Source organism: Streptomyces sp. NPDC006365 (genome assembly GCF_042870755.1).
GTDB lineage: Bacteria > Actinomycetota > Actinomycetes > Streptomycetales > Streptomycetaceae > Streptomyces > Streptomyces xiangluensis.
Genome location: NZ_JBIAHS010000014.1, coordinates 1 through 19,022 on the forward strand (window position 1 = coordinate 1; position 19,022 = coordinate 19,022).

Annotated in this window: 18 protein-coding genes; 9 read left to right on the forward strand and 9 right to left on the reverse strand. The window is 68.9% G+C overall.

Annotated features, from left to right (window positions below; genetic code table 11):
• Nucleotides 1-382 precede the first annotated feature (382 nt).
• Entirely contained in the window at nt 383-1,024 is a 642-nt protein-coding gene (locus ACFYO0_RS31115; protein WP_388682718.1) for a DNA-3-methyladenine glycosylase, read from the reverse strand.
• A gap of 158 nt (nt 1,025-1,182) precedes the next feature.
• Here ACFYO0_RS31115 and ACFYO0_RS31120 point away from each other — a divergent pair, with 158 nt between their 5' ends.
• The 3 genes from ACFYO0_RS31120 to ACFYO0_RS31130 all read left to right on the forward strand — a co-directional run bounded on the left by ACFYO0_RS31120 (nt 1,183) and on the right by ACFYO0_RS31130 (nt 3,210).
• Entirely contained in the window at nt 1,183-1,968 is a 786-nt protein-coding gene (locus ACFYO0_RS31120) for a sporulation protein (RefSeq protein ID WP_388682720.1), read from the forward strand.
• A gap of 50 nt (nt 1,969-2,018) precedes the next feature.
• Complete coding sequence (locus ACFYO0_RS31125) at nt 2,019-2,558, forward strand: YbhB/YbcL family Raf kinase inhibitor-like protein (protein ID WP_388682722.1); 540 nt, start codon at nt 2,019-2,021, stop codon at nt 2,556-2,558.
• Between the two features lie 145 nt (nt 2,559-2,703).
• A complete protein-coding gene (locus ACFYO0_RS31130; RefSeq protein ID WP_165343612.1) occupies nt 2,704-3,210 on the forward strand; it encodes an HNH endonuclease in 507 nt (168 codons plus the stop codon).
• Between the two features lie 70 nt (nt 3,211-3,280).
• Here the strand turns inward: ACFYO0_RS31130 and ACFYO0_RS31135 are convergent, their stop codons facing one another.
• From ACFYO0_RS31135 to ACFYO0_RS31145, 3 genes are all read right to left on the reverse strand, one after another.
• Entirely contained in the window at nt 3,281-4,216 is a 936-nt protein-coding gene (locus ACFYO0_RS31135; RefSeq protein WP_386345381.1) for an SPFH domain-containing protein, read from the reverse strand.
• Between the two features lie 131 nt (nt 4,217-4,347).
• A complete protein-coding gene (locus ACFYO0_RS31140) occupies nt 4,348-4,779 on the reverse strand; it encodes an NfeD family protein (protein ID WP_388682725.1) in 432 nt (143 codons plus the stop codon).
• Between the two features lie 72 nt (nt 4,780-4,851).
• Nucleotides 4,852-5,643 (reverse strand): ABC transporter ATP-binding protein, encoded by a 792-nt coding sequence (locus ACFYO0_RS31145; protein ID WP_388682728.1) that lies wholly within the window; start codon nt 5,641-5,643, stop codon nt 4,852-4,854.
• 121 nt (nt 5,644-5,764) lie between these two features.
• On the opposite strand from ACFYO0_RS31145, the gene ACFYO0_RS31150 reads away from it, so the two are divergent.
• Nucleotides 5,765-6,544 carry a hypothetical protein gene (locus ACFYO0_RS31150; RefSeq protein WP_388682730.1) on the forward strand — a complete coding sequence of 260 codons (780 nt, stop codon included), beginning with the start codon at nt 5,765-5,767 and terminating at the stop codon, nt 6,542-6,544.
• Nucleotides 6,545-6,815: 271 nt separating this feature from the next.
• Here ACFYO0_RS31150 and ACFYO0_RS31155 read toward each other — a convergent pair whose 3' ends face one another.
• The 3 genes from ACFYO0_RS31155 to ACFYO0_RS31165 form a co-directional block, all read right to left on the reverse strand.
• Nucleotides 6,816-7,058, reverse strand: coding sequence for a chaplin (locus ACFYO0_RS31155; protein WP_388682731.1), 243 nt, complete (start codon nt 7,056-7,058; stop codon nt 6,816-6,818).
• 182 nt (nt 7,059-7,240) lie between these two features.
• On the reverse strand, nt 7,241-7,882 hold the full coding sequence (locus tag ACFYO0_RS31160) for a response regulator (protein ID WP_388682733.1): 642 nt from the start codon (nt 7,880-7,882) through the stop codon (nt 7,241-7,243).
• Nucleotides 7,875-9,020 carry a GAF domain-containing sensor histidine kinase gene (locus tag ACFYO0_RS31165; RefSeq protein WP_388682736.1) on the reverse strand — a complete coding sequence of 382 codons (1,146 nt, stop codon included), beginning with the start codon at nt 9,018-9,020 and terminating at the stop codon, nt 7,875-7,877. Before ACFYO0_RS31165 ends, ACFYO0_RS31160 begins: the two co-directional genes overlap by 8 nt.
• Nucleotides 9,021-9,210: 190 nt before the next feature.
• On the opposite strand from ACFYO0_RS31165, the gene ACFYO0_RS31170 reads away from it, so the two are divergent.
• From ACFYO0_RS31170 to ACFYO0_RS31180, 3 genes are all read left to right on the forward strand, one after another.
• Nucleotides 9,211-9,906, forward strand: coding sequence for an SDR family NAD(P)-dependent oxidoreductase (locus ACFYO0_RS31170; RefSeq protein WP_388682737.1), 696 nt, complete (start codon nt 9,211-9,213; stop codon nt 9,904-9,906).
• The gene (locus ACFYO0_RS31175; RefSeq protein WP_388682740.1) at nt 9,903-11,069 is read left to right on the forward strand and encodes an S-adenosylmethionine:tRNA ribosyltransferase-isomerase; all 1,167 of its coding nucleotides are present in this window, start codon (nt 9,903-9,905) and stop codon (nt 11,067-11,069) included. Before ACFYO0_RS31170 ends, ACFYO0_RS31175 begins: the two co-directional genes overlap by 4 nt.
• Before the next feature lie 298 nt (nt 11,070-11,367).
• On the forward strand, nt 11,368-12,222 hold the full coding sequence (locus ACFYO0_RS31180; RefSeq protein WP_388682741.1) for a transglycosylase SLT domain-containing protein: 855 nt from the start codon (nt 11,368-11,370) through the stop codon (nt 12,220-12,222).
• Nucleotides 12,223-12,333: 111 nt separating this feature from the next.
• Here ACFYO0_RS31180 and ACFYO0_RS31185 read toward each other — a convergent pair whose 3' ends face one another.
• Complete coding sequence (locus tag ACFYO0_RS31185; RefSeq protein WP_388683153.1) at nt 12,334-14,874, reverse strand: FHA domain-containing protein; 2,541 nt, start codon at nt 14,872-14,874, stop codon at nt 12,334-12,336.
• Nucleotides 14,875-15,116: 242 nt separating this feature from the next.
• Between ACFYO0_RS31185 and ACFYO0_RS31190 the strand changes: the two genes are divergently transcribed.
• Together ACFYO0_RS31190 and serB are read left to right on the forward strand one after the other, a co-directional pair.
• Entirely contained in the window at nt 15,117-16,931 is a 1,815-nt protein-coding gene (locus ACFYO0_RS31190) for a streptophobe family protein (protein ID WP_388682742.1), read from the forward strand.
• A gap of 151 nt (nt 16,932-17,082) precedes the next feature.
• The gene (serB, locus tag ACFYO0_RS31195; protein WP_388682743.1) at nt 17,083-18,288 is read left to right on the forward strand and encodes a phosphoserine phosphatase SerB; all 1,206 of its coding nucleotides are present in this window, start codon (nt 17,083-17,085) and stop codon (nt 18,286-18,288) included.
• 199 nt (nt 18,289-18,487) lie between these two features.
• Here serB and ACFYO0_RS31200 read toward each other — a convergent pair whose 3' ends face one another.
• Nucleotides 18,488-19,006, reverse strand: coding sequence for a SixA phosphatase family protein (locus ACFYO0_RS31200; RefSeq protein ID WP_388682745.1), 519 nt, complete (start codon nt 19,004-19,006; stop codon nt 18,488-18,490).
• Nucleotides 19,007-19,022: the final 16 nt, after the last annotated feature.

Sequence of the window (19,022 nt, forward strand, 5' to 3'; positions counted from 1 at the left end):
CTGGCGTTGATTTTTGGCACGCTGTTGAGTTCTCAAGGAACGGACGCTTCCTTTGTACTCACCCTCGCGGGCTTTCCTCCGGGCTTCCCTTCGGTGTTTCCAACGTTACCAGACCTTTTCGGATCCGATTCCCCGTCGGAGGGGATTTGCCATTAGGCTCCAAGGTCTCCCTCGCGGCCTTTCGACATTTACTACGTTAACCGATCCTCCCCGGCAACTCATAATCGAGTCCCGCGAGTTCGAATTACGGCACGCAGGCGTGCCGAACTCACCCTCGCTGAGAGGAAGTCGTAGGTAGTGGGTTGGCCGCTTCCGGCTGCTGGCTGAACGCCGTACCCGGTTCAAGCGGCTCGGGCTACATTACGGATCGCCCACAGGCGCGTCAAGTTCGGCGGCGACGGGGCGTATGGGCCCGATATGGGCTCACCGTCGGGTCGTCGGCGATCCAGAAGCGCCAGGGGTGGACGCCTCCGGCGCCGGCCACGCCGGTGCGTGGACCGTTGCGCACCTGGTCGGGGTGTACGGGTATGCCGGTGAGAAGCGTCAATGGGGAGCCCTCGGCGGCGCAGGCGTCCGTGCCGTCCAGGGCTCTGCCGACGCCCAGAGCCGTGGCCAGGCGGGCGGGCCCTTTGGCCAGTTCCTTGTCGTATCGGGCCGAAAGTCGACGTTTGCGTGCGAGTTCCACACCCTCGGTGATCTCTCCGGCGCGGAGCAGGACTGCGCTTGCCCTGCCTTCCGGACCGCACACCAGGTTCATGCAGTGCCACATGCCATAGGTGAAGTAGACGTACACATGACCGGGCGGACCGAACATCACGTCATTGCGGGCGGTGCGGCCCCTATACGCATGGGAGCCAGGATCGTTCGGGCCGTCGTAGGCCTCGACCTCCGTGAGGCGGAGCGCGATCGGTCCGTCCGGGGTGGTGCGCACGAGGATGCGTCCCAGGAGATCGGGGGCGACGTCCAGGACAGGGCGGTCGAAGAACTCCCGGGGCAGGGGCGTACGGTCGGGGGCCGCGATCATGGCGTACGAGCGTAGTGGAAACGTGTGACGCTGAGCGGGGTGGCCAGGGAAGTGCCGCCTTGCCAGGGTGAAAGGGCGCGGAACCGGACACGTCCGGATCGCGTGTGTAGGGATCAAGGAACCGGACAGAGACAGGCGTTGCCTGAGGAGGAAAAGACATGGGGTTCAAGCGGCTGCTTGCGAGCCTTGGGGCCGGTGGGGCTTCGGTCGAGACGGAACTGACCGAGGTGAATGTCGTTCCCGGCGGCGTCGTTCAGGGTGAGGTGCGGATCCAGGGCGGGTCCGTGAAGCAGGAGATCGAGGGACTCTCCGTGGGGCTTCAGGCCCGGGTCGAGGTGGAGGGACAGAACGACCAGGAGCTCCAGCAGAACATGGAGTTCACGAAGATGCGGCTCGGGGGTGCCTTCGAGCTGCAGGCGAACGCGGTGCACGCGGTGCCGTTCGGGCTTGAGATCCCGTGGGAGACGCCTATCACGACCATCGCCGGTCAGCCGCTGCGCGGGATGAACATCGGTGTGACCACTGAGCTCGAGATCGCGCGCGCCGTGGACTCCGGTGACCTGGACCCGATCAGTGTGCATCCGCTGCCGGCGCAGCAGGCGATTCTGGACGCCTTCATTCAGCTGGGCTTCCGGTTCAAGAGCGCGGACATGGAGCGTGGGCACATCCGGGGTACGCGGCAGAAGCTGCCGTTCTACCAGGAGATCGAGTTCTTCCCGCCGCAGCAGTACCGCGGTCTCAACCAGGTCGAGTTGAGCTTCGTCGCCGATGAGCGCGAGATGGACGTCATCCTGGAGATGGACAAGAAGCCGGGTCTGTTCAGCGAGAGCAGCGACACGTTCCGGTCGTTCAAGGTGGGGCTGAACGACTTCCAGGGGACCGACTGGGCGGCGTACCTCAACCAGTGGCTGTCCGAGGTCGGTAGCCGCCGGAACTGGTTCTAGGCTCAGGGACGAAAGACTCCATCGAGCAGAACCGATCAGGAGGTGCCGAGGTGACCGAGTCCAAGAGGCCGCCGCTTCCCCATGACTTCCATCCGACCGTGCCGTCGTTCGCGGTGACGAGCGAGGATGTCGAGGCGGGCGCGGTGCTGAAGGACGCTCAGGTCTACGCGGCCGGGAACACCTCGCCGCAGCTGCGCTGGGAGGGCTTCCCGCCGGAGACCAAGAGCTTCGCCGTGACGTGCTTCGACCCCGATGCCCCTACGGGGAGCGGGTTCTGGCACTGGGTCGTGTTCGACATCCCGGCCTCGGTCACCGAGCTGCCGGTGGGTGCGGGCAGCGCCAAGTTCGAGGGGTTGCCGGAAGGCGCGGTGCAGGCGCGTAACGACTACGGGACGAAGGACTTCGGTGGAGCCGCGCCGCCGCCCGGAGACCCGGCACACCGATACGTCTTCACCGTGTACGCCGTGGATCAGGAGAAGCTGGGTCCTGACGCGGACGCATCCCCGGCTTTCGTGGGCTTCAACTTGCGTTTCCATACGCTGGCGAGGGCGCAGCTCATCGCCGAGTACGCGGCGCCCGCGGAGGGCTGAGCGTTCACGGAACGTTTGCCCGCCTCTGGTCTTGGAATTGATCAGAGGCGGGCATTTTTTATTGCGTTGTCCATCTCGGCGTGCCCGGCCAGAGTTGATCCAAGCCCGCCAGGAGGTGGGCCGGTGCGCATAGGAGGTGGGCTGGATGCGGGACACGCTGGTGCTGAACGCGAGCTTCGAGCCACTGTCGACGGTGACGTTGAATCGAGCCGTCGTTCTGGTGCTGCAGGACAAGGCTGTCGTCGAGCAGGCCCACCCCGAACTGCGTATGCGCGGAGCCGTGGTCGACATACCGGCGCCGCGGGTGATCAGGCTGTGCCGCTATGTGAGGGTGCCCTTTCGAAGACAAGCTCCTTGGTCCAGGCGGGGTGTTCTGGTGCGCGACCGGCACAGGTGTGCGTACTGCGGCAGGCGGGCGACGACCGTGGACCATGTGGTGCCGCGGGCGCAGGGGGGTACGGACTCCTGGCTGAACACCGTGGCCTCGTGTGCGGAGGACAACCACCGCAAGGCGAACCGGACTCCGGAGCAGGCGGGTATGCCGCTGCTGCGGCAGCCGTTCGAGCCGACGCCGGCGGACGCGATGCTGCTGGCGCTGGGCCGGGACGAGTTCGACGCGCTGCCGGAGTGGCTGGCTCAGCCGGCCGCATAGGGCGTACGTGACTGGGGCCCGCCTCCTGAGGGAGGTGGGCCCCTTCACATGCGTACGACTGCCTACGACGTCAGTCGGTGACCGTTGGCTTCTCGAGACGCTCTGTGCCTCCGCCGGACGAGTTGCCGCCCATCGGGCCGAAGTTGCCCATGGCGCCGCTCAGTCCCTTGAGGGCATCGCCGATTTCGCTGGGGACGATCCAGAGCTTGTTGGCATCGCCCTCGGCGATCTTCGGAAGCATCTGGAGGTACTGGTAGGCGAGGAGCTTCTGGTCCGCGTCACCGGCGTGGATGGACTCGAAGACCGTACGGATCGCCTGGGCCTCGCCCTCGGCGCGCAGTGCGGCGGCCCTGGCCTCACCTTCGGCACGCAGGATCGCGGACTGCTTCTCACCTTCGGCGGTGAGGATCTGCGACTGGCGGATACCTTCGGCGGTGAGGATCGCGGCGCGCTTGTCACGGTCGGCGCGCATCTGCTTCTCCATCGAGTCCTGGATGGAGGTGGGCGGCTCGATGGCCTTGAGCTCAACGCGGTTGACGCGGATGCCCCATTTGCCGGTGGCCTCGTCGAGGACGCCGCGCAGCGCCGCGTTGATCTCCTCGCGGGAGGTCAGCGTTCGCTCCAGGTCCATGCCGCCGATGATGTTCCGGAGGGTCGTGACGGTGAGCTGCTCGATGGCCTGGATGTAGCTGGCGACTTCGTACGTGGCCGCGCGGGCGTCGGTGACCTGGTAATAGATGACCGTGTCGATGTTGACGACCAGGTTGTCCTGGGTGATCACCGGTTGCGGTGGGAAGGGGACGACCTGCTCGCGGAGGTCGATGCGGTTGCGGATGGAGTCGATGAACGGGACGACGATGTTCAGGCCCGCGTTGAGAGTGCGCGTGTAGCGGCCGAAGCGCTCGACGATGGCGGCGCTGGCCTGTGGGATGACTTGGATGGTTTTGATCAGCGCGATGAAGACCAACACCACCAGAATGATCAGGACGATGATGATCGGTTCCATCGTGGCTCCCCGTACCCTTCTCCGCCTCGGCGTTCCGGAAGATCTTGTGATTGTTGAAGATCTTGCTGGACGAGTGTGTCAGACCACAACTCTCCACGTGCAGCGTTCCGGTCATGCGACTTCGCGTGACTTCACATGACGATCGCCGTGGCACCTTCGATGTCCACGACATCGACCTCCTGGCCGACTTCATAGGTCCGGCCGGTGTCGAGGGCACGCGCGGACCAGACTTCTCCGCCGAGCTTGACCCGCCCTCCGGAGCGGTCGACCCGCTCCAGGACGACTGCCTGCTTGCCCTTCAACGCGTCTACGCCCGTGGCCAGTTGGGGCATCTGGGCACGATGTCGGGCCGCGATGGGGCGTACGACGGCGAGTAGCGCGACCGAGACCGCGACGAAGACCAGGACCTGGAGAACCACACCGCCCCCGAGTCCCGCGGTCAGGGCGCCGGCCACAGCGCCGACGGCGAACATTCCGAACTCCGGCATCGCGGTCACGACGAGCGGGATTCCGAGCCCGGCCGCGCCGATCAACCACCACACCCATGCGTCGATGTCGTCCACGTGGTCATGGTAGGACCGCAGGTCGGCTCGCCGACAGGGCGCCGATCAACTTGGCACAGATGTTCGAGCTCGTCAGGACAGGGGCAGGCCCTGCGCCGTCCAGCGGTCGCCGACCTGCTCGACGACGAGCGGGAGGCCGAAGCACAACGACAGGTTGCGGGAGGTGAGTTCGAGCTCCAGCGGGCCGGCGGCGAGCACCTTGCCCTGACGGATCATCAGCACGTGGGTGAAGCCCGGTGCGATCTCCTCGACATGGTGCGTGACCATGATCATCGAGGGGGCGATCGGGTCGCGGGCGAGACGGCCGAGACGACGTACGAGATCCTCGCGGCCACCGAGGTCGAGGCCCGCGGCGGGCTCGTCGAGGAGCAGCAGCTCGGGGTCGGTCATCAGGGCGCGGGCGATCATGGTGCGCTTGCGTTCGCCCTCGGAGAGCGTGCCGAACTTGCGGTCCAGGTAGTCACTCATGCCGAGACGGTCGAGGAAGGCACGGGCGCGCTGCTGGTCGATGTCCTCGTAGTCCTCGTGCCAGCCGGCGGTCATGCCGTACGCGGCGGTCAGCACGGTCTGCAGGACCGTCTGGCGCTTGGGGAGCTTCTCCGCCATGGCGATGCCGGCCATGCCGATGCGGGGGCGCAGTTCGAAGACGTCGACCTTGCCGAGGGTGTCGCCGAGGATGGTGGCGGTGCCACTGCTGGGGAAGAGATAGCTGGACGCGATGTTCAGAAGGGTCGTTTTTCCGGCACCATTCGGACCGAGGATGACCCAGCGCTCTCCTTCTTTGACCGACCAGGAGACCTGGTCCACCAGAGCCCGGCCCTCCCGGACCACGGATACGTCCTCCAGCTCCAGAACATCGCTCATGAGCGCGCTGTCTCCCATTGCAGTCTCGACCGTCGCTTACGTCTGTGGACGCAGCCCCCAGGGAAAACCTACGCCACCGGCCCCCCGCACCTTTCCATCGGCCGGTCCTTAGGGTGGGGGCATGCTCTCGGAACCACGCTCAGGACGGCTGGCCGCATGGGGAAATGCCCTGTTGGCCGGGTTTGTTTCCCCGGACGACGCGGTCCTCGCCGTCGTCGGTGAGGACGCCGTGCACCGGGTCGAGGGGCTGCCCGGCGAGACGGGGCCCGTGGGGCTCACGCTCGCGCTGGGGCGGCTGCGCGGGTTCGGGGTGACCGGTCTTCGGGTCGCGCTGCCCGCGCCGGGACATCCGCTCGGGCTGAGCGGGCCGCCGGAATTCAATGCTCGGGCGCTGGACGCGGAGGAGGCGGTCATCTGTCACGGCGCCGCGCTGGGGCTGGTGCCCGAGGTGTTCGAGGCCGGCCCTGAAGGCGACGTACATGTGGAGGTCGTCTGGCACTGCCTGGCGGTGCGGGAAGCGCCGCCTGCCGATGTACCGTCCCTCGGCGAGGCCGAGCGGGAGCTCGCGGAGGCGCTGCGCGAGGCCACCGACATGCTGTCGCGGCTCGATGTGGCCGCTTCGGGTCCGGTCGCGGAGGCGGCGATCGACGCGTACCGGGCGAGGGCCGAGAAGGGCGGTGAGGTGCTGGCTCCCGGCTATCCGCCGCGTGCGGTACGGGTGTTGGAGCTGGCTCAGCGCGTCGGGCTGCTCATCTCGGTGGCGTACGAGAACGGCCACGGCGGAGCGGTGAGCGCCTCGGAGATGGCGGCGCGCTCCGAGGCCCTGCGGCCGGTCGAGCGCACGGCCAGGCGGGCGCAGGTGGCGGCGTACAACGCGTTCGTGGAGGAACGCGAGCGGTAGCGCTCCGCTGGGGGGCGGTTCGACGCTGCGCGTTCGTTGTGGCTGGTCGCGCCCACGCGGCGGAGCCGCATATCGATACAGCCCCGCGCCCTTTCCGGGGCGCTGGTTGCGCCCACGCGGAGCCGCACCTCGGACAGCCCCGCGCCCCTTGGGGGCGCGGTAGCGCACCGGACTTCGCCAAGGCCGCTCGCCCCGAAGGCCGGAGGCCAACGCGGACCGGCCCCCCAGAGGTACCTGAGAGGCCGGTGGTCACTGATGACCCGGGAGGGCGTCAGCCGTTGAAGCCCTCGTTGCCGAACGCCGGGTTCAGGATGCCGATGACGTTCGCGGTGTTGCCGACCGCGTTCACGTCGACGTCGACCGGGGCCTGGACGAGGTTGCCCGAGGCGATGCCCGGCGAGCCCACGGCCTGGCCGGAGGCGTGCGCATCGGTGGCGGACGCGAAGCCGGCACCGGCGGCAACCAGGCCGCCGGCCATCATCGTGACGGCTGCGGCCTTCTTCAGGTTCTTCACTTTTCTCAAGCCCTCCTTGTGGTCACTGCGGCAGGTGCCGCAGCACGCACTGGAGAACGCGTCGGATCCCCGGAGGATGCGCCATCTGGGTGACATTCCCACGACGGTATGAATCTCAGCCCGGAACGGAACCCTCCATATTGTCGTCAGGGAGTCGTCAAGTAAGCGTGCCGGAGCCGGGATCAGCCGGTCACCCCATGGCGTACCGCCCACAGGGCGGCCTGGGTGCGGTCGGCGAGGTCGAGTTTCATCAGGATGTTCGAGACGTGCGTCTTGACCGTCTTCTCGGAGAGGACGAGGGCGCGGGCTATCTCGCGGTTGGAGCGGCCGTCGGCGATCAGGCCGAGCACCTCCCGCTCCCGCTCGGTGAGTGAACCGCCTCTCCCCTGGCCGAGGTTGGAGTCCTCCTGGGACAGCAGCGCGTCGGCGACCTCGGGTTGCAGAAGTATGTGTCCCGCGTGGACGGAGCGGATGGCTCCGGCCAGGGCGTCGGGGTCCACGTCCTTGTAGACGTATCCGGCGGCGCCGGCGCGCAGGGCCGGGACGACTGTGCGCTGCTCGGTGAAGCTGGTGATGATGAGCACGCGCGCGGGGTTGTCGAGTTCGCGCAGCCTGCGCAGGGCCGCGACGCCGTCCATGCCCGGCATCTTGACGTCCATGAGAACGACGTCGGGCTTCAACTCCTCGGCTCGGTCCACCCCTTCGGCGCCGTCGGACGCCTCTCCCACGACCTCGATGTCGTCCTGTATCTCCAGAAAGGTGCGCAGTCCGCGGCGGACCACTTGGTGGTCGTCGACGAGCAGCACCTTGATTGCGTCAGCCACCGGGGACCTCCATCTCGATCGTGGTGCCTTTTCCGGGCGCCGATTCCACGGTCAGACGGCCGCCGACTCCGCTCGCCCTGTCGCGCATGGACACCAGGCCCAGGTGCCGTCCCGCGCGCCGTATCGCCTGGGGGTCGAAGCCGCTGCCGTCGTCGGTGACCCGCAGGGCCGCTCCCGGGCCCCACCTGTCGAGGGTGACATCGACGTGGGCCGCTCCGGAGTGCCGCAGCGCGTTGTGCAGGGCCTCCTGGGCGACGCGCAGTATCGCCTCTTCCTGGGCCGAGGGCAGGGCGCGTACGCGTCGGCCGGTGAAGGTCACGCGTGCGGCGTGGGCGCGGTCGAGGACCTGGATCTGGGTGCGCAGCGTGGCCACCAGGCCGTCCTCGTCGAGGGCCGCGGGGCGCAACTCGATGACGGCGGCGCGCAGTTCGTCGGCGGCCTCCGCGGCGAGCGCGGCCACCTGCTGGAGTTCGCCCTTGGCGCGGCCCGGGTCACGGTCGACCAGGGTGGCCGCGGCCTGGGCGGTCAGGCGCAGGGAGAACAGCTTCTGGCTGACGGCGTCGTGCAGTTCATGGGCGAGGCGGGAACGCTCCTCGGCGATGGTGAGCTCGCGGCTGCGCTCGTACAGGCGGGCGTTGGTCAGCGCTATCGCGGCGTGCTGGGCGAGGATCGCCAGGAGCTCTTCGTCCTCCTCGGTGAAGCCGCAACCGCCCTCCGGTTTCGGGCACTGCTTGTTGGCGAGGAAGAGGATGCCCATGACCTCGTCGCCGTCGCGGATGGGCAGGCCCAGGAAGTCGGCGAGCTCCGGGTGGGCGCTCGGCCAGCCCTCGAAGCGGGGGTCCTTGCGCACGTCGGCGAGGCGCTCGGGCCTGGCCTCATGGAGCATCGATGCCAGGATGCCGTGCTGGCGCGGCAGCGGGCCGATGGCCTTCCACTGAGCATCGCTCACGCCGTCCACCACGAACTGGGCGAAGCCGCCGTGGTCGTCGGGGACACCGAGCGCCGCGTACTCGGCGTCGAGCAGCTCGCGGGCCGAGGCGACGATCGTCTTGAGGACGTCGCGCACCTCGAGATGCCTGCTCATGGCCAGCAGCGCGGAACTCACCGCGGCCAGGCCCGACCGGGGTCCTTGACTCATGACCTCAACGTACCCGCCGGGTGTGACAGCCCGTATCGGACCTGTGGCGGCCCCTGACTAGGGCGGTGGGCCTAGGGCAAAGGGCCCCGGATCATTGCGGCTCCCGTCCGAGGCGGCGGGGGTGGCCCCGTTTCTACGTTGAAGGCAGCCGCCGGGAATGGCGGTGATGTGGGACGAGGGGACGGTTGGCATGCCGGTAGCGATCATCACGGGGGCTTCGAAAGGGCTGGGGCGGGCGCTCGCCGAAGCCCTGGCGGAGCGCGGCTGGGATCTGGTGCTCGACGCCAGGACGCCGGAGGTGCTCCAGGAGGCGGCCGCGGCGCTCGGCAAGCACGGGAAACGGGTGGAGGCGCTGCCCGGGGACGTCACGGATGCGGCGCACCGTGCCGCGCTGGTGGCGGCGGCACAGCGGCTCGGTGGTGTCGATCTGCTGGTGAACAACGCGAGCGCGCTCGGCGCCGAACCCCTCGTACGCCTGGAGAACCTGGCGCTGGACGGCCTGAGGCGGGCGCTGGAGGTCAACGTGGTCGCGGCGCTCGGCCTCATCCAGGAGGCGCTGCCGCTGCTGCGGGCCTCGGCGGCGGGCACGGTCATCGACATCAGCTCGGACGCGGCGGCCGAGGCGTACGAGACCTGGGGCGGCTACGGGGCGTCGAAGGCGGCCCTCGACCATGTCTCGGCGGTGCTCGCCGAGGAGGAGCCCGGGCTGCGGGTCTGGGCGGTCGATCCGGGCGACATGAACACGGATCTGTACGCGGCAGCCGTTCCGGACGACGAGGACCCTCGACCGGCACCGGCGAGCGTCATCCCGGGGTTTCTGCGGCTGCTCGACGAGCGACCGGCCAGTGGCCGCTATGCGGCGCCCTCGTTGGTGGGGGCGCGATGACGACCGCTGTGGAGGTTCCGGACGAGTTGCTGGCCCGGCTTCCGGTCGAGCAGCGAGGGCTCGGGCTCGACCGGGACGGGGTGCGGTTGCTTGTCTCGTACGGGGCGGAGGAGGTGTCGCATCACGCGTTCGTGGAGTTGCCAGGGCTGTTGCGGGCCGGGGACCTGCTGGTCGTGAACACGTCGTCGACACTGGCGGCGGCGGTGGACGGCCGGCTCGGGCACGCGCGCGTGGTGGTGCATTTCTCCACGCGGGGCGAGGACGGGCGGTGGGCCGTTGAGCTGCGGGATCCCGACGGAAGGGGCACCACGCGCGCGCGTGCGGGAGGACCCGCGGGTACAGAGGTGCTCCTCCCCGATGACGTACGACTCGTCCTGGAGGAGCCCTTCACCACGCGGAGCCCCCGGCTGTGGTGGGCGCGGGTGTCGGAACCGGACGTACCGGGGTTACTGCGGCGGCACGGGCGGCCCATTCGGTACTCCTACACGGAGCGGGACCAGCCCTTGTCGGTGTACCAGAGCGTATTCGCGCTGCCGTCCGCGGACGGTTCGGGCAGCGCGGAGATGCCGAGTGCCGCCCGGCCCTTCACGCCGCGTCTGGTGGCGGAGCTGGTGAGCCGGGGCGTGCAGTTCGCCCCGGTCACGCTGCACACCGGAGTCGCGTCGGCGGAAGCGCACGAGCCGCCGTATCCGGAGCGGTTCGCGGTGCCCGAGGCGTCCGCGCGGCTGATCAACGCGGCGAGAGCAGAACAAACAAGGGGCGAAGCACTTCCTTGGAAGGGTGGTGATGGGCGACGGGAGGGCGGCCGGGTCATCGCGGTCGGTACGACGGCCGTGCGGGCCGTGGAGTCCGCGGTCGGCCCCGACGGGGTGGTACGGGCAGCGGAGGGCTGGACCGATCTCGTGGTGACCCCGGAGCGCGGGGTCCGGGTGACGGACGGGCTCCTCACCGGGCTGCACGAACCGGAGGCCTCGCATCTGCTGATGCTGGAGGCGATCGCGGGACCGGCGGCGATCCGGCACAGCTACGACGAGGCCTTGTGTGGCCGCTACCTGTGGCACGAGTTCGGCGACATGCACCTCGTCCTGCCGTCCGAGATGTCTGAGGGTCGGCAGAGGTCCGAGAACCCTCACACAGAGCATTGCGTCAGCAACTGCAGGTGAGACCGGTATGCGCTCGATGTGACCCCGCACATAGGGCGCACATCACGTACGAAGGACGCTAGGAGGTACAAACACCCCATACGAGCGGGGCAGACGTGCCAGTCTGCCCCGTTTTGCCCTTTAGGGGTCCACTACCCAGGGTCGTACGTCACACCTTTGCCACAGCATTTTGCGGCCGCTAAGAATGGCTGCCGTCGCTCGACGCCGCGGGTTTTCGCCCGCGGCGTTGTGCCGGAACGAGCAATGTCCCCTCCGGCCCGAGAGCGACCTCCGCGCTATTCGAAGAGGTCCTTCAGCCATGCCCAAGTACACCAACGGTTCCGGCCATCGCCCCACCCTCGCCAAGCTGACCGAGCTCACCGAGCAGACCAGGACGAAGCTGACCCACACCGGGCAGAAGCTGAACGCCACGAGGCAGAAGCTGGGCAAGAAACGTCAGCTCGGGATCGCCGGTGTTGCCGGTCTCGGTGCCGCGGCCCTTGCGCTCTCCCTCGTACCGGGCGACGGCTCCGAGGCGAGTACCACCGAGTCCGTCTCCGCCTCCTCGGTGGCCTTCAGCTCCCGGCAGGTCGAGGACGTGCAGGGCGGCGTCGAGAAGCAGCTGAACGACGCCCTCGCGCAGGCCAAGGCCGCCGCCGAGAAGAAGAAGGCCGACGCCGAGGCCGCCGCGAAGAAGGCAGCTGCGGACGCCAAGGCGAAGGCCGCTGCAGACGCCAAGGCGAAGGCCGCAGCGGAAGCCGCCAAGCAGCAGGCCGAGCAGGCGCGCAAGGCGAAGGAGGCCGCGAGCCGGTCCGCCCAGCGCGCCAAGGCCAAGCCGGTCGCGAAGACCTACCCCAACAACCTCGACGGCTGGATCCGTGAGTCGCTCGACGTCATGAAGAAGCACGGCATCCCGGGCTCGTACGACGGCATCAAGCGCAACATCCTGCGTGAGTCCTCGGGCGACCCGAAGGCCATCAACAACTGGGACATCAACGCCATCAACGGCGTCCCGTCCAAGGGCCTGCTGCAGGTGATCCCGCCCACCTTCCAGGCGTACCACGTCGCGGGCACGTCCTGGAACATCTACGACCCGGTCGCCAACATCACCGCCGCCTGCAACTACGCGGCCGACCGCTACGGCTCCATGGACAACGTCAACGGCGCGTACTGAGTCCCGTACTGAGTCCCGCGCGGACCTCTGGTCTCAGTACAGACGGCGAGGCGCGGCATCCCCTACGGGATGCCGCGCCTCGTTCGTGCACTCGTTACTGCACCAGAGCCCTTACTTACGCATGACCTCGGGCTCATGGCGGCGCAGGAAGCGGGCCACGAAGAAGCCGCAGATGACGCCGAGGACGATCAGCGCGGCCATGTCCATGCCCCAGGCCGAGGCCGTGTGCTCCCACAGCGGGTCCGTGCTGCCCGGGTCGTCCGTGTTCGGGTTGATCCGGTTGAAGTCCAGCGTGGTACCGGCGGCGGCGACCGCCCAGCGCGAGGGCATCAGATACGAGAACTCGTTGACGCCGGGCGTGCCGTGCAGGATGAAAAGGCAGCCGGTGAACACGACCTGGACGATCGCGAACATCACCAGCAGCGGCATCGTCTTCTCGGAGGTCTTCACCAGCGAGGAGATGACCAGGCCGAACATCATTGAGCTGAAGCCGAGCGCCATGATCGGAATGGAGAGCTCGAGCATCACGGCGAGCTTGCCGGTGCCGAAGATCAGGGCCTCGTCGGGGATCGTCCGGCTGGAGAAGCCGATCGCGCCGACCATGGCGCCCTGCAGCACCGTGATCACGCCGAGGACGATCACCTTGGACATCAGATACGCGGAGCGCGACAGGCCGGTCGCCCGCTCCCGCTCGTAGATGACCCGTTCCTTGATCAGCTCGCGGACGGAGTTGGCGGCGCCCGCGAAGCACGCGCCGACCGCGAGGATGAGCAGGACGGTGGTGGCCGTGCCGTTCGGGATGATTCTGCCGGTCTTCGGGTTCTCGTTGACCAGCAGGGTCTTGTCCGGGTCGATGAGCAGGCTCACCGCGCCGAGCACCGCCGGCAGGATCACCGTCAGCGCCAGGAAGCCCTTGTCGGACGCGATCACCGACACATAGCGACGGATCAGAGTGAACAACTGCGAGCCCCAGCCCTGGGGCTTCGGTGGACGCATCGACTGGACGGACGGCATCTGCGTCGACTGCGCGGCGACGGCGTCGATGTCCGCGGCGTACATCTGGTAGTGCTGCGAGCCCTTCCAGCGGCCCGCCCAGTCGTAGTCGCGGTAGTTCTCGAAGGCGGAGAAGACATCGGCCCAGGTGTCGTAGCCGAAGAAGTTCAGGGCCTCCTCGGGCGGGCCGAAGTACGCGACCGCGCCGCCGGGCGCCATCACGAGCAGCTTGTCGCAGATCGCCAGTTCGGCCACGGAGTGCGTGACGACCAGGACCGTACGGCCGTCGTCGGCGAGGCCGCGCAGCAGCTGCATGACGTCGCGGTCCATGCCCGGGTCGAGGCCGGAGGTCGGCTCGTCCAGGAAGATCAGCGACGGCTTGGTGAGCAGCTCCAGGGCCACCGAGACGCGCTTGCGCTGGCCGCCGGAGAGCGAAGTGACCTTCTTCTCCTTGTGAATGTCCAGCTTGAGTTCGCGCAGCACCTCGTCGATGCGGGCCTCGCGCTCCGCGCCCGTGGTGTCCGCGGGGAAGCGCAGCTTGGCCGCGTACTTGAGCGCCTTCTTGACGGTCAGCTCCTTGTGCAGGATGTCGTCCTGCGGGACCAGACCGATGCGCTGGCGCAGCTCGGCGAACTGCTTGTAGAGATTCCGGTTGTCGTAGAGGACGTCGCCCTGGTTGGCGGGGCGGTAGCCCGTGAGCGCCTTGAGGAGCGTCGACTTGCCGGAGCCGGACGGGCCGATGACCGCGATGAGCGACTTCTCCGGTACACCGAAGGAGACGTCCTTGAGGATCTGCTTGCCGCCGTCGACCGTCACCGTCAGATGGCGGGCGGAGAAGGAGATCTCACCGGTGTCGACGAACTCCTCGAGACGGTCGCCGACCAGGCGGAACGTCGAGTGGCCGACACCGACGATGTCGTTCGGGCCGAGCAGCGCGGAGCCGCCCTTGGCGATCGGCATGCCGTTGACGTACGTGCCGTTGTGCGAGCCGAGATCGCGGATCTCGTAGCGGCCGTCGGGCGTCGCGTGGAACTCGGCGTGGTGGCGGGAGACTTGCAGGTCGGAGACGACCAGCTCGTTCTCCAGCGCACGGCCGATGCGCATCACACGACCGAGGGCCAACTGGTGGAATGTAGTGGGGCTGCGGTCGCCGTAGACCGGCGGCGCCCCCGCGACACCACCGGGGACCTTCTGCGCGTACGAGTCCGACGGGCCCTGTTGCGGGACCTGTGGCGGCTGCTGCCAGCCCTGTTGCGGGGACTGCTGCTGCGGTGGCGCCTGCTGGGCCGCCCAGCCGGCCGCTCCCGCGCCCTGTGCGGCGTACGGCTGCTGCTGGGGCTGCGCCTGCGGTGCGGCCGAGGATGCGGCGGCGCCCGAGACGTTCACGCGCGGGCCGTCGGTCGCGTTGCCGAGGTGCACGGACGAACCCGGACCGATCTCCATCTGGTGGATCCGCTGCCCCTGCACAAAGGTGCCGTTGGTGCTGCCGTGGTCCTCTATGACCCAACTGCGGCCGTTGAAGCTGATCGTGGCGTGACGCCAGGACACCCTGGCGTCGTCGAGCACGATGTCCCCCTGCGGATCGCGTCCGAGGGCGTATGGCCTGGACGCATCGAGCGTCCAGGTCCGTCCATTCAATTCCAGTACGAGTTCCGGCACTCCATGCCCCACGTGAGTTGTCCCCCGAGTTACCCCCATCACAGGGAGTCTAGGGATGTCGAACATCGGGGGGAACTATTTCAGGACGACCCCTCTGACCGAAAGTCGGGCCTTGTGATGACCGACTACGGGCGGCTTGTCCGTTTGCGTTGACTGTGTTCAAACCGACCCGGAGAGTGGTAATCCCACGCGAGGGGGACATCCACGGTGGAGACATCGCGGCGCGAGTCGGGGGGCTGACGATGAGCTACGAGACCGCGAGGGACGGCAGGCGACTGCCGGTGGGCGATGTGCTGTTGTCCGCGATCGCCGCTGTGAGCTGGGCGTTGATCGGGATGGCGGGCGTGGCCGCGTTGGGGCTGCATCTGCTGGAGGCGGACGCGTCGGGCTCGCTCGGGACGATGACCGCGGCTGTGGTGGCGCTCGGGGCCGGTGGTTCGGTGACGCCGTCCGGCGATGTGTCGACCTTCGGCCTTGAGGGCGCCGAGGCGGAGACCGCCCTACAGATCACGCCACTCGGAGTGAGCCTTGTGGGTGCGCTTCTGCTGGCCTGGTTCTTCCTGCGCTCCTTGCGCGGAGCGGGAGTTGTGATCTCACCCGGTGAACTCGCGGCGCGTGCGGGCGCTGTGGTGGTGCTCTTCGTGGCGATGCTGGGCGGGCTCGCCTGGGCCGGTCACGACGTGATCACGATTGACGGTGGCTCGCTCGGGCTCGACCAACTGCCGGGCGGCGGGCTGCCGGACGACATCGAGGTGCCCGGGCTCGGTGACATCGGCGGGCTGCTGCCCGACCGGCTCGGGGACCTCGCGGACGCGAACGCGAAGGTCGGCTTCACGGTCGACACCGTGCCGACACTGCTCGGCGGTGCGGTGTGGGTGCTCGGCGTCCTACTGATCGCGCTGCTGGCCTCGCGCCGTACGCCGCTGCCGCGCGGCTGGGAGGCCGTCCACCGGCTGGTACGGCCGGCCGCGTCCGCGCTGGTCACGGTGTTGCTGGTGGCGGTCCTCGCGGGGCTCGCGGCGGCGACGTACGCGGCGATCGGCGACGAGCATCCGAAACGGATCGCGGGCGCTGCCCTGCTCGGGGCGCCCAACGGGGTGTGGCTGGGCGTCCCGATCGGGCTCTTCGTTCCGTGGGACGGCTCGGCCTCGGGCGGGCTCGTCCAGTTCCTGCCCGCCCCGCTGGACGAGCTGCTGGGCCTGTCCTCCGACCAGCCCGTCACTCTCGGGCGGCTGGCCGAACTGGACGGGCGGGTCTGGCTGTTGGGGGTCGCGACCACGTTGATGATGCTGTACGCGGGCGTGCTGACCGCGGTGCGTACGCCGTTCGTACGCGAGCGGGGGGCCGCCCTCGGTTTCGCGGGGCGCTGTGCGCTCCGGCTGGCGATCGTGACGGCGCTCGCGCTGCCGCTGCTCGCCTGGCTGACGGAGGTGTCCGTGGACGCCTCGCTGTCCGTTCTCGGTGTCGACGCGTTCGAGGCCGGCATCGAGTTGCACGGACAGTTGGGCATGGCACTGCTGCTCGGCGCCTTGTGGGGCGCGGGTGCGGGGGCGACGGGGGCGCTGCTCGCCTGCGCCAGCGGGGCCGCGGGTCGGCACGCGGCAGCGCTGGCGCGGGGCGGGGCGGAGGATCCGCCGGAGCCTATCGGGCCGGACGAGCCGGCCGAGTCGGTCACACCGCCGTACACGAAGGCCCCCGAACAGCCTGGCCCCTACAGCCCCACCCCCTCGTACCGCCCGGCGAACCCCGACACCAACCCCTATCTGCACCTCCCGGAGGACTTGCGGGAGCCGGAGGACGGACGGCGGCATCCCGGTGCGCGGTCGTCCGATGCACCGCCTCCCGGTGCTCGGTCCTCCCGTGCCCGGCCTCCTGGCGCACGGCCCCCCGAGAACGGGCGCCCACCCGATGTGTACGGCGCCCCCACGGTCGCGGGCCCCTACACCCCACCGCCCGTCCCGAAGCCGCCCTCCAAGCGCAGGCCGTCCCAGGACGGGCCGCCTCCGCCGCCGGAGGAGCCGCCGCCTCCGCCCAGGCGGCCTCGCGGACGGCCGTGAGGGAAGGGCTTCGGCATACGTTGGCTGATCGGTCTCGTGGGCGTCATGGCTCGGGAATGACGAGGTCACCGAGATGACACCCAGTGTTTCCCGTCCGCTGGGCGGACCGTAGAAGCAGTGGGCAGTGAGTGCCGGTTACTGTGGGAAAACCATGAGCGCTTCGCAGACCTCCGACGCCCCCACCCTCCTCGTCAAGATCTTCGGCAAGGACCGCCCCGGTATCACGGCCGGGCTCTTCGACACCCTCGCCGGCTACTCGGTCGACGTGGTCGACATCGAGCAGGTCGTCACCCGAGGCCGGATCGTGCTGTGCGCGCTCGTGACCCAGCCGCCGGCCGGCGTCGAAGGCGAGCTGCGGGCCACGGTGCACAGCTGGGCGGACTCCTTGAAGCTCCAGGCCGAGATCATCTCCGGCCACGGCGACAACCGGCCGCGCGGCCACGGCCGGTCGCTCGTCACCGTGCTCGGGCACCCGCTCACCGCACAGTCGACGGCCGCGATAGCCGCCCGGATCACGTCGACGGGCGGCAACATCGACCGTATCTTCCGGCTCGCCAAGTACCCCGTGACGGCAGTCGAGTTCGCCGTGTCCGGTACGGAGCCCGAGAAGCTGCGGACCGCCCTGGTGACCGAGGCCGCGGCCCTTGGTGTCGATGTCGCGGTCGTCGCGGCCGGGCTGCACCGGCGTGCCCAGCGCCTGGTCGTCATGGACGTCGACTCGACGCTGATCCAGGACGAGGTGATCGAGCTCTTCGCCGCCCACGCCGGCTGCGAGGACAAGGTCGCCGAGGTGACGGCGGCGGCGATGCGTGGCGAGCTGGACTTCGAGCAGTCACTGCACGCGCGCGTGGCACTCCTCGAAGGGCTCGACGGCTCCGTGGTGGACAAGGTGCGCAGCGAGGTGCGGCTGACGCCGGGGGCGCGCACGCTGATCCGTACGCTGAAGCGGCTCGGCTACCAAGTGGGCGTCGTCTCAGGCGGGTTCACGCAGGTGACGGACGACCTCAAGGAGCGGCTCGGGCTCGACTTCGCCCAGGCCAACACGCTGGAGATCGTCGACGGGAAGCTGACGGGCAAGGTCACCGGCGAGATCGTGGACCGCGCGGGCAAGGCGCGGTTGCTGCGCCGGTTCGCCGCCGAGGCGGGCGTACCCCTCGCTCAGACCGTGGCGATCGGTGACGGCGCGAACGACCTCGACATGTTGAACGCGGCCGGTCTCGGCGTCGCCTTCAACGCCAAGCCGGTCGTCCGCGAGGCCGCGCACACCGCCGTGAACTTCCCCTTCCTGGACACCGTCCTCTACCTGCTCGGCGTCACCCGCGAAGAGGTCGAGGCGGCGGACATGCACGTGGACTAGGCGCTCCGCGAGGGTGCTCCGCGGGGAGGGCAGGGCAGGATCGAAGGCGCGGGTTCGTTGTAGCTGGTCGCGCCCGCGCGGCGTAGCCGCAAATTGACACAGCCCCGCGCCGGACTTCGCCTACGCCTCATAGCGCCGCCCAGAACACAGACGGGCCCGGCGCCCCTCGCGGTGCCGGGCCCGTCCACGAAGGGGCGGGCTATTCGGTCGGCGCCCAGTAGTCGAGGAGCGTGCCCAGGCCGGGCTCCAGGGTCTTCCAGGAGCCGGAGAAGCTGAGCACGGCGAACGCGGCGGTGGGGAAGTCGCGGCTGCTCATCCGCTCACGGGCGTCGCCCTCGGACTGGTCGGCCAGGATGTCGGCGAGGCCCTGCACTCCGGGGTTGTGACCGATCAGGAGTACGTTCCGCACGTCGTCCGGGGTTTCGTTGAGCACGGCGATCAGCTCGCCTGGCGAGGCCTCGTACAGCCGCTCCTCGTAGACCGTTTTCGGCCGCTGTGGGAACTCATGAACGGCGAGTTTCCATGTCTCGCGGGTGCGGGTCGCGGTGGAGCAGAGGGCCAGATCGAAGGGGATGCCGGTGTCGGCCAGCTTGCGTCCGGCGACGGCGGCGTCCTTGCGGCCCCGCTCAGCGAGCGGCCGCTCATGGTCGGACACCTGTGGCCAGTCGGCTTTCGCATGCCGGAAGAGGACAATCTTGCGGGGTTCTGCGACGCTCATGAAACCCAGCTTCGCA

What these genes read in the sequence shown, in the direction of transcription:
- ACFYO0_RS31115 (WP_388682718.1), bottom strand. Translation starts at nt 1,024, where the DNA reads ATGATCGCGGCCCCCGACCGTACGCCCCTGCCCCGGGAGTTCTTCGAC.
- ACFYO0_RS31120 (WP_388682720.1), top strand. Translation starts at nt 1,183, where the DNA reads ATGGGGTTCAAGCGGCTGCTTGCGAGCCTTGGGGCCGGTGGGGCTTCG.
- ACFYO0_RS31130 (WP_165343612.1), top strand. Translation starts at nt 2,704, where the DNA reads ATGCGGGACACGCTGGTGCTGAACGCGAGCTTCGAGCCACTGTCGACG.
- ACFYO0_RS31135 (WP_386345381.1), bottom strand. Translation starts at nt 4,216, where the DNA reads ATGGAACCGATCATCATCGTCCTGATCATTCTGGTGGTGTTGGTCTTC.
- ACFYO0_RS31145 (WP_388682728.1), bottom strand. Translation starts at nt 5,643, where the DNA reads ATGAGCGATGTTCTGGAGCTGGAGGACGTATCCGTGGTCCGGGAGGGC.
- ACFYO0_RS31150 (WP_388682730.1), top strand. Translation starts at nt 5,765, where the DNA reads ATGCTCTCGGAACCACGCTCAGGACGGCTGGCCGCATGGGGAAATGCC.
- ACFYO0_RS31165 (WP_388682736.1), bottom strand. Translation starts at nt 9,020, where the DNA reads ATGAGTCAAGGACCCCGGTCGGGCCTGGCCGCGGTGAGTTCCGCGCTG.
- ACFYO0_RS31170 (WP_388682737.1), top strand. Translation starts at nt 9,211, where the DNA reads ATGCCGGTAGCGATCATCACGGGGGCTTCGAAAGGGCTGGGGCGGGCG.
- ACFYO0_RS31175 (WP_388682740.1), top strand. Translation starts at nt 9,903, where the DNA reads ATGACGACCGCTGTGGAGGTTCCGGACGAGTTGCTGGCCCGGCTTCCG.
- ACFYO0_RS31180 (WP_388682741.1), top strand. Translation starts at nt 11,368, where the DNA reads ATGCCCAAGTACACCAACGGTTCCGGCCATCGCCCCACCCTCGCCAAG.
- ACFYO0_RS31190 (WP_388682742.1), top strand. Translation starts at nt 15,117, where the DNA reads ATGAGCTACGAGACCGCGAGGGACGGCAGGCGACTGCCGGTGGGCGAT.
- serB (WP_388682743.1), top strand. Translation starts at nt 17,083, where the DNA reads ATGAGCGCTTCGCAGACCTCCGACGCCCCCACCCTCCTCGTCAAGATC.
- ACFYO0_RS31200 (WP_388682745.1), bottom strand. Translation starts at nt 19,006, where the DNA reads ATGAGCGTCGCAGAACCCCGCAAGATTGTCCTCTTCCGGCATGCGAAA.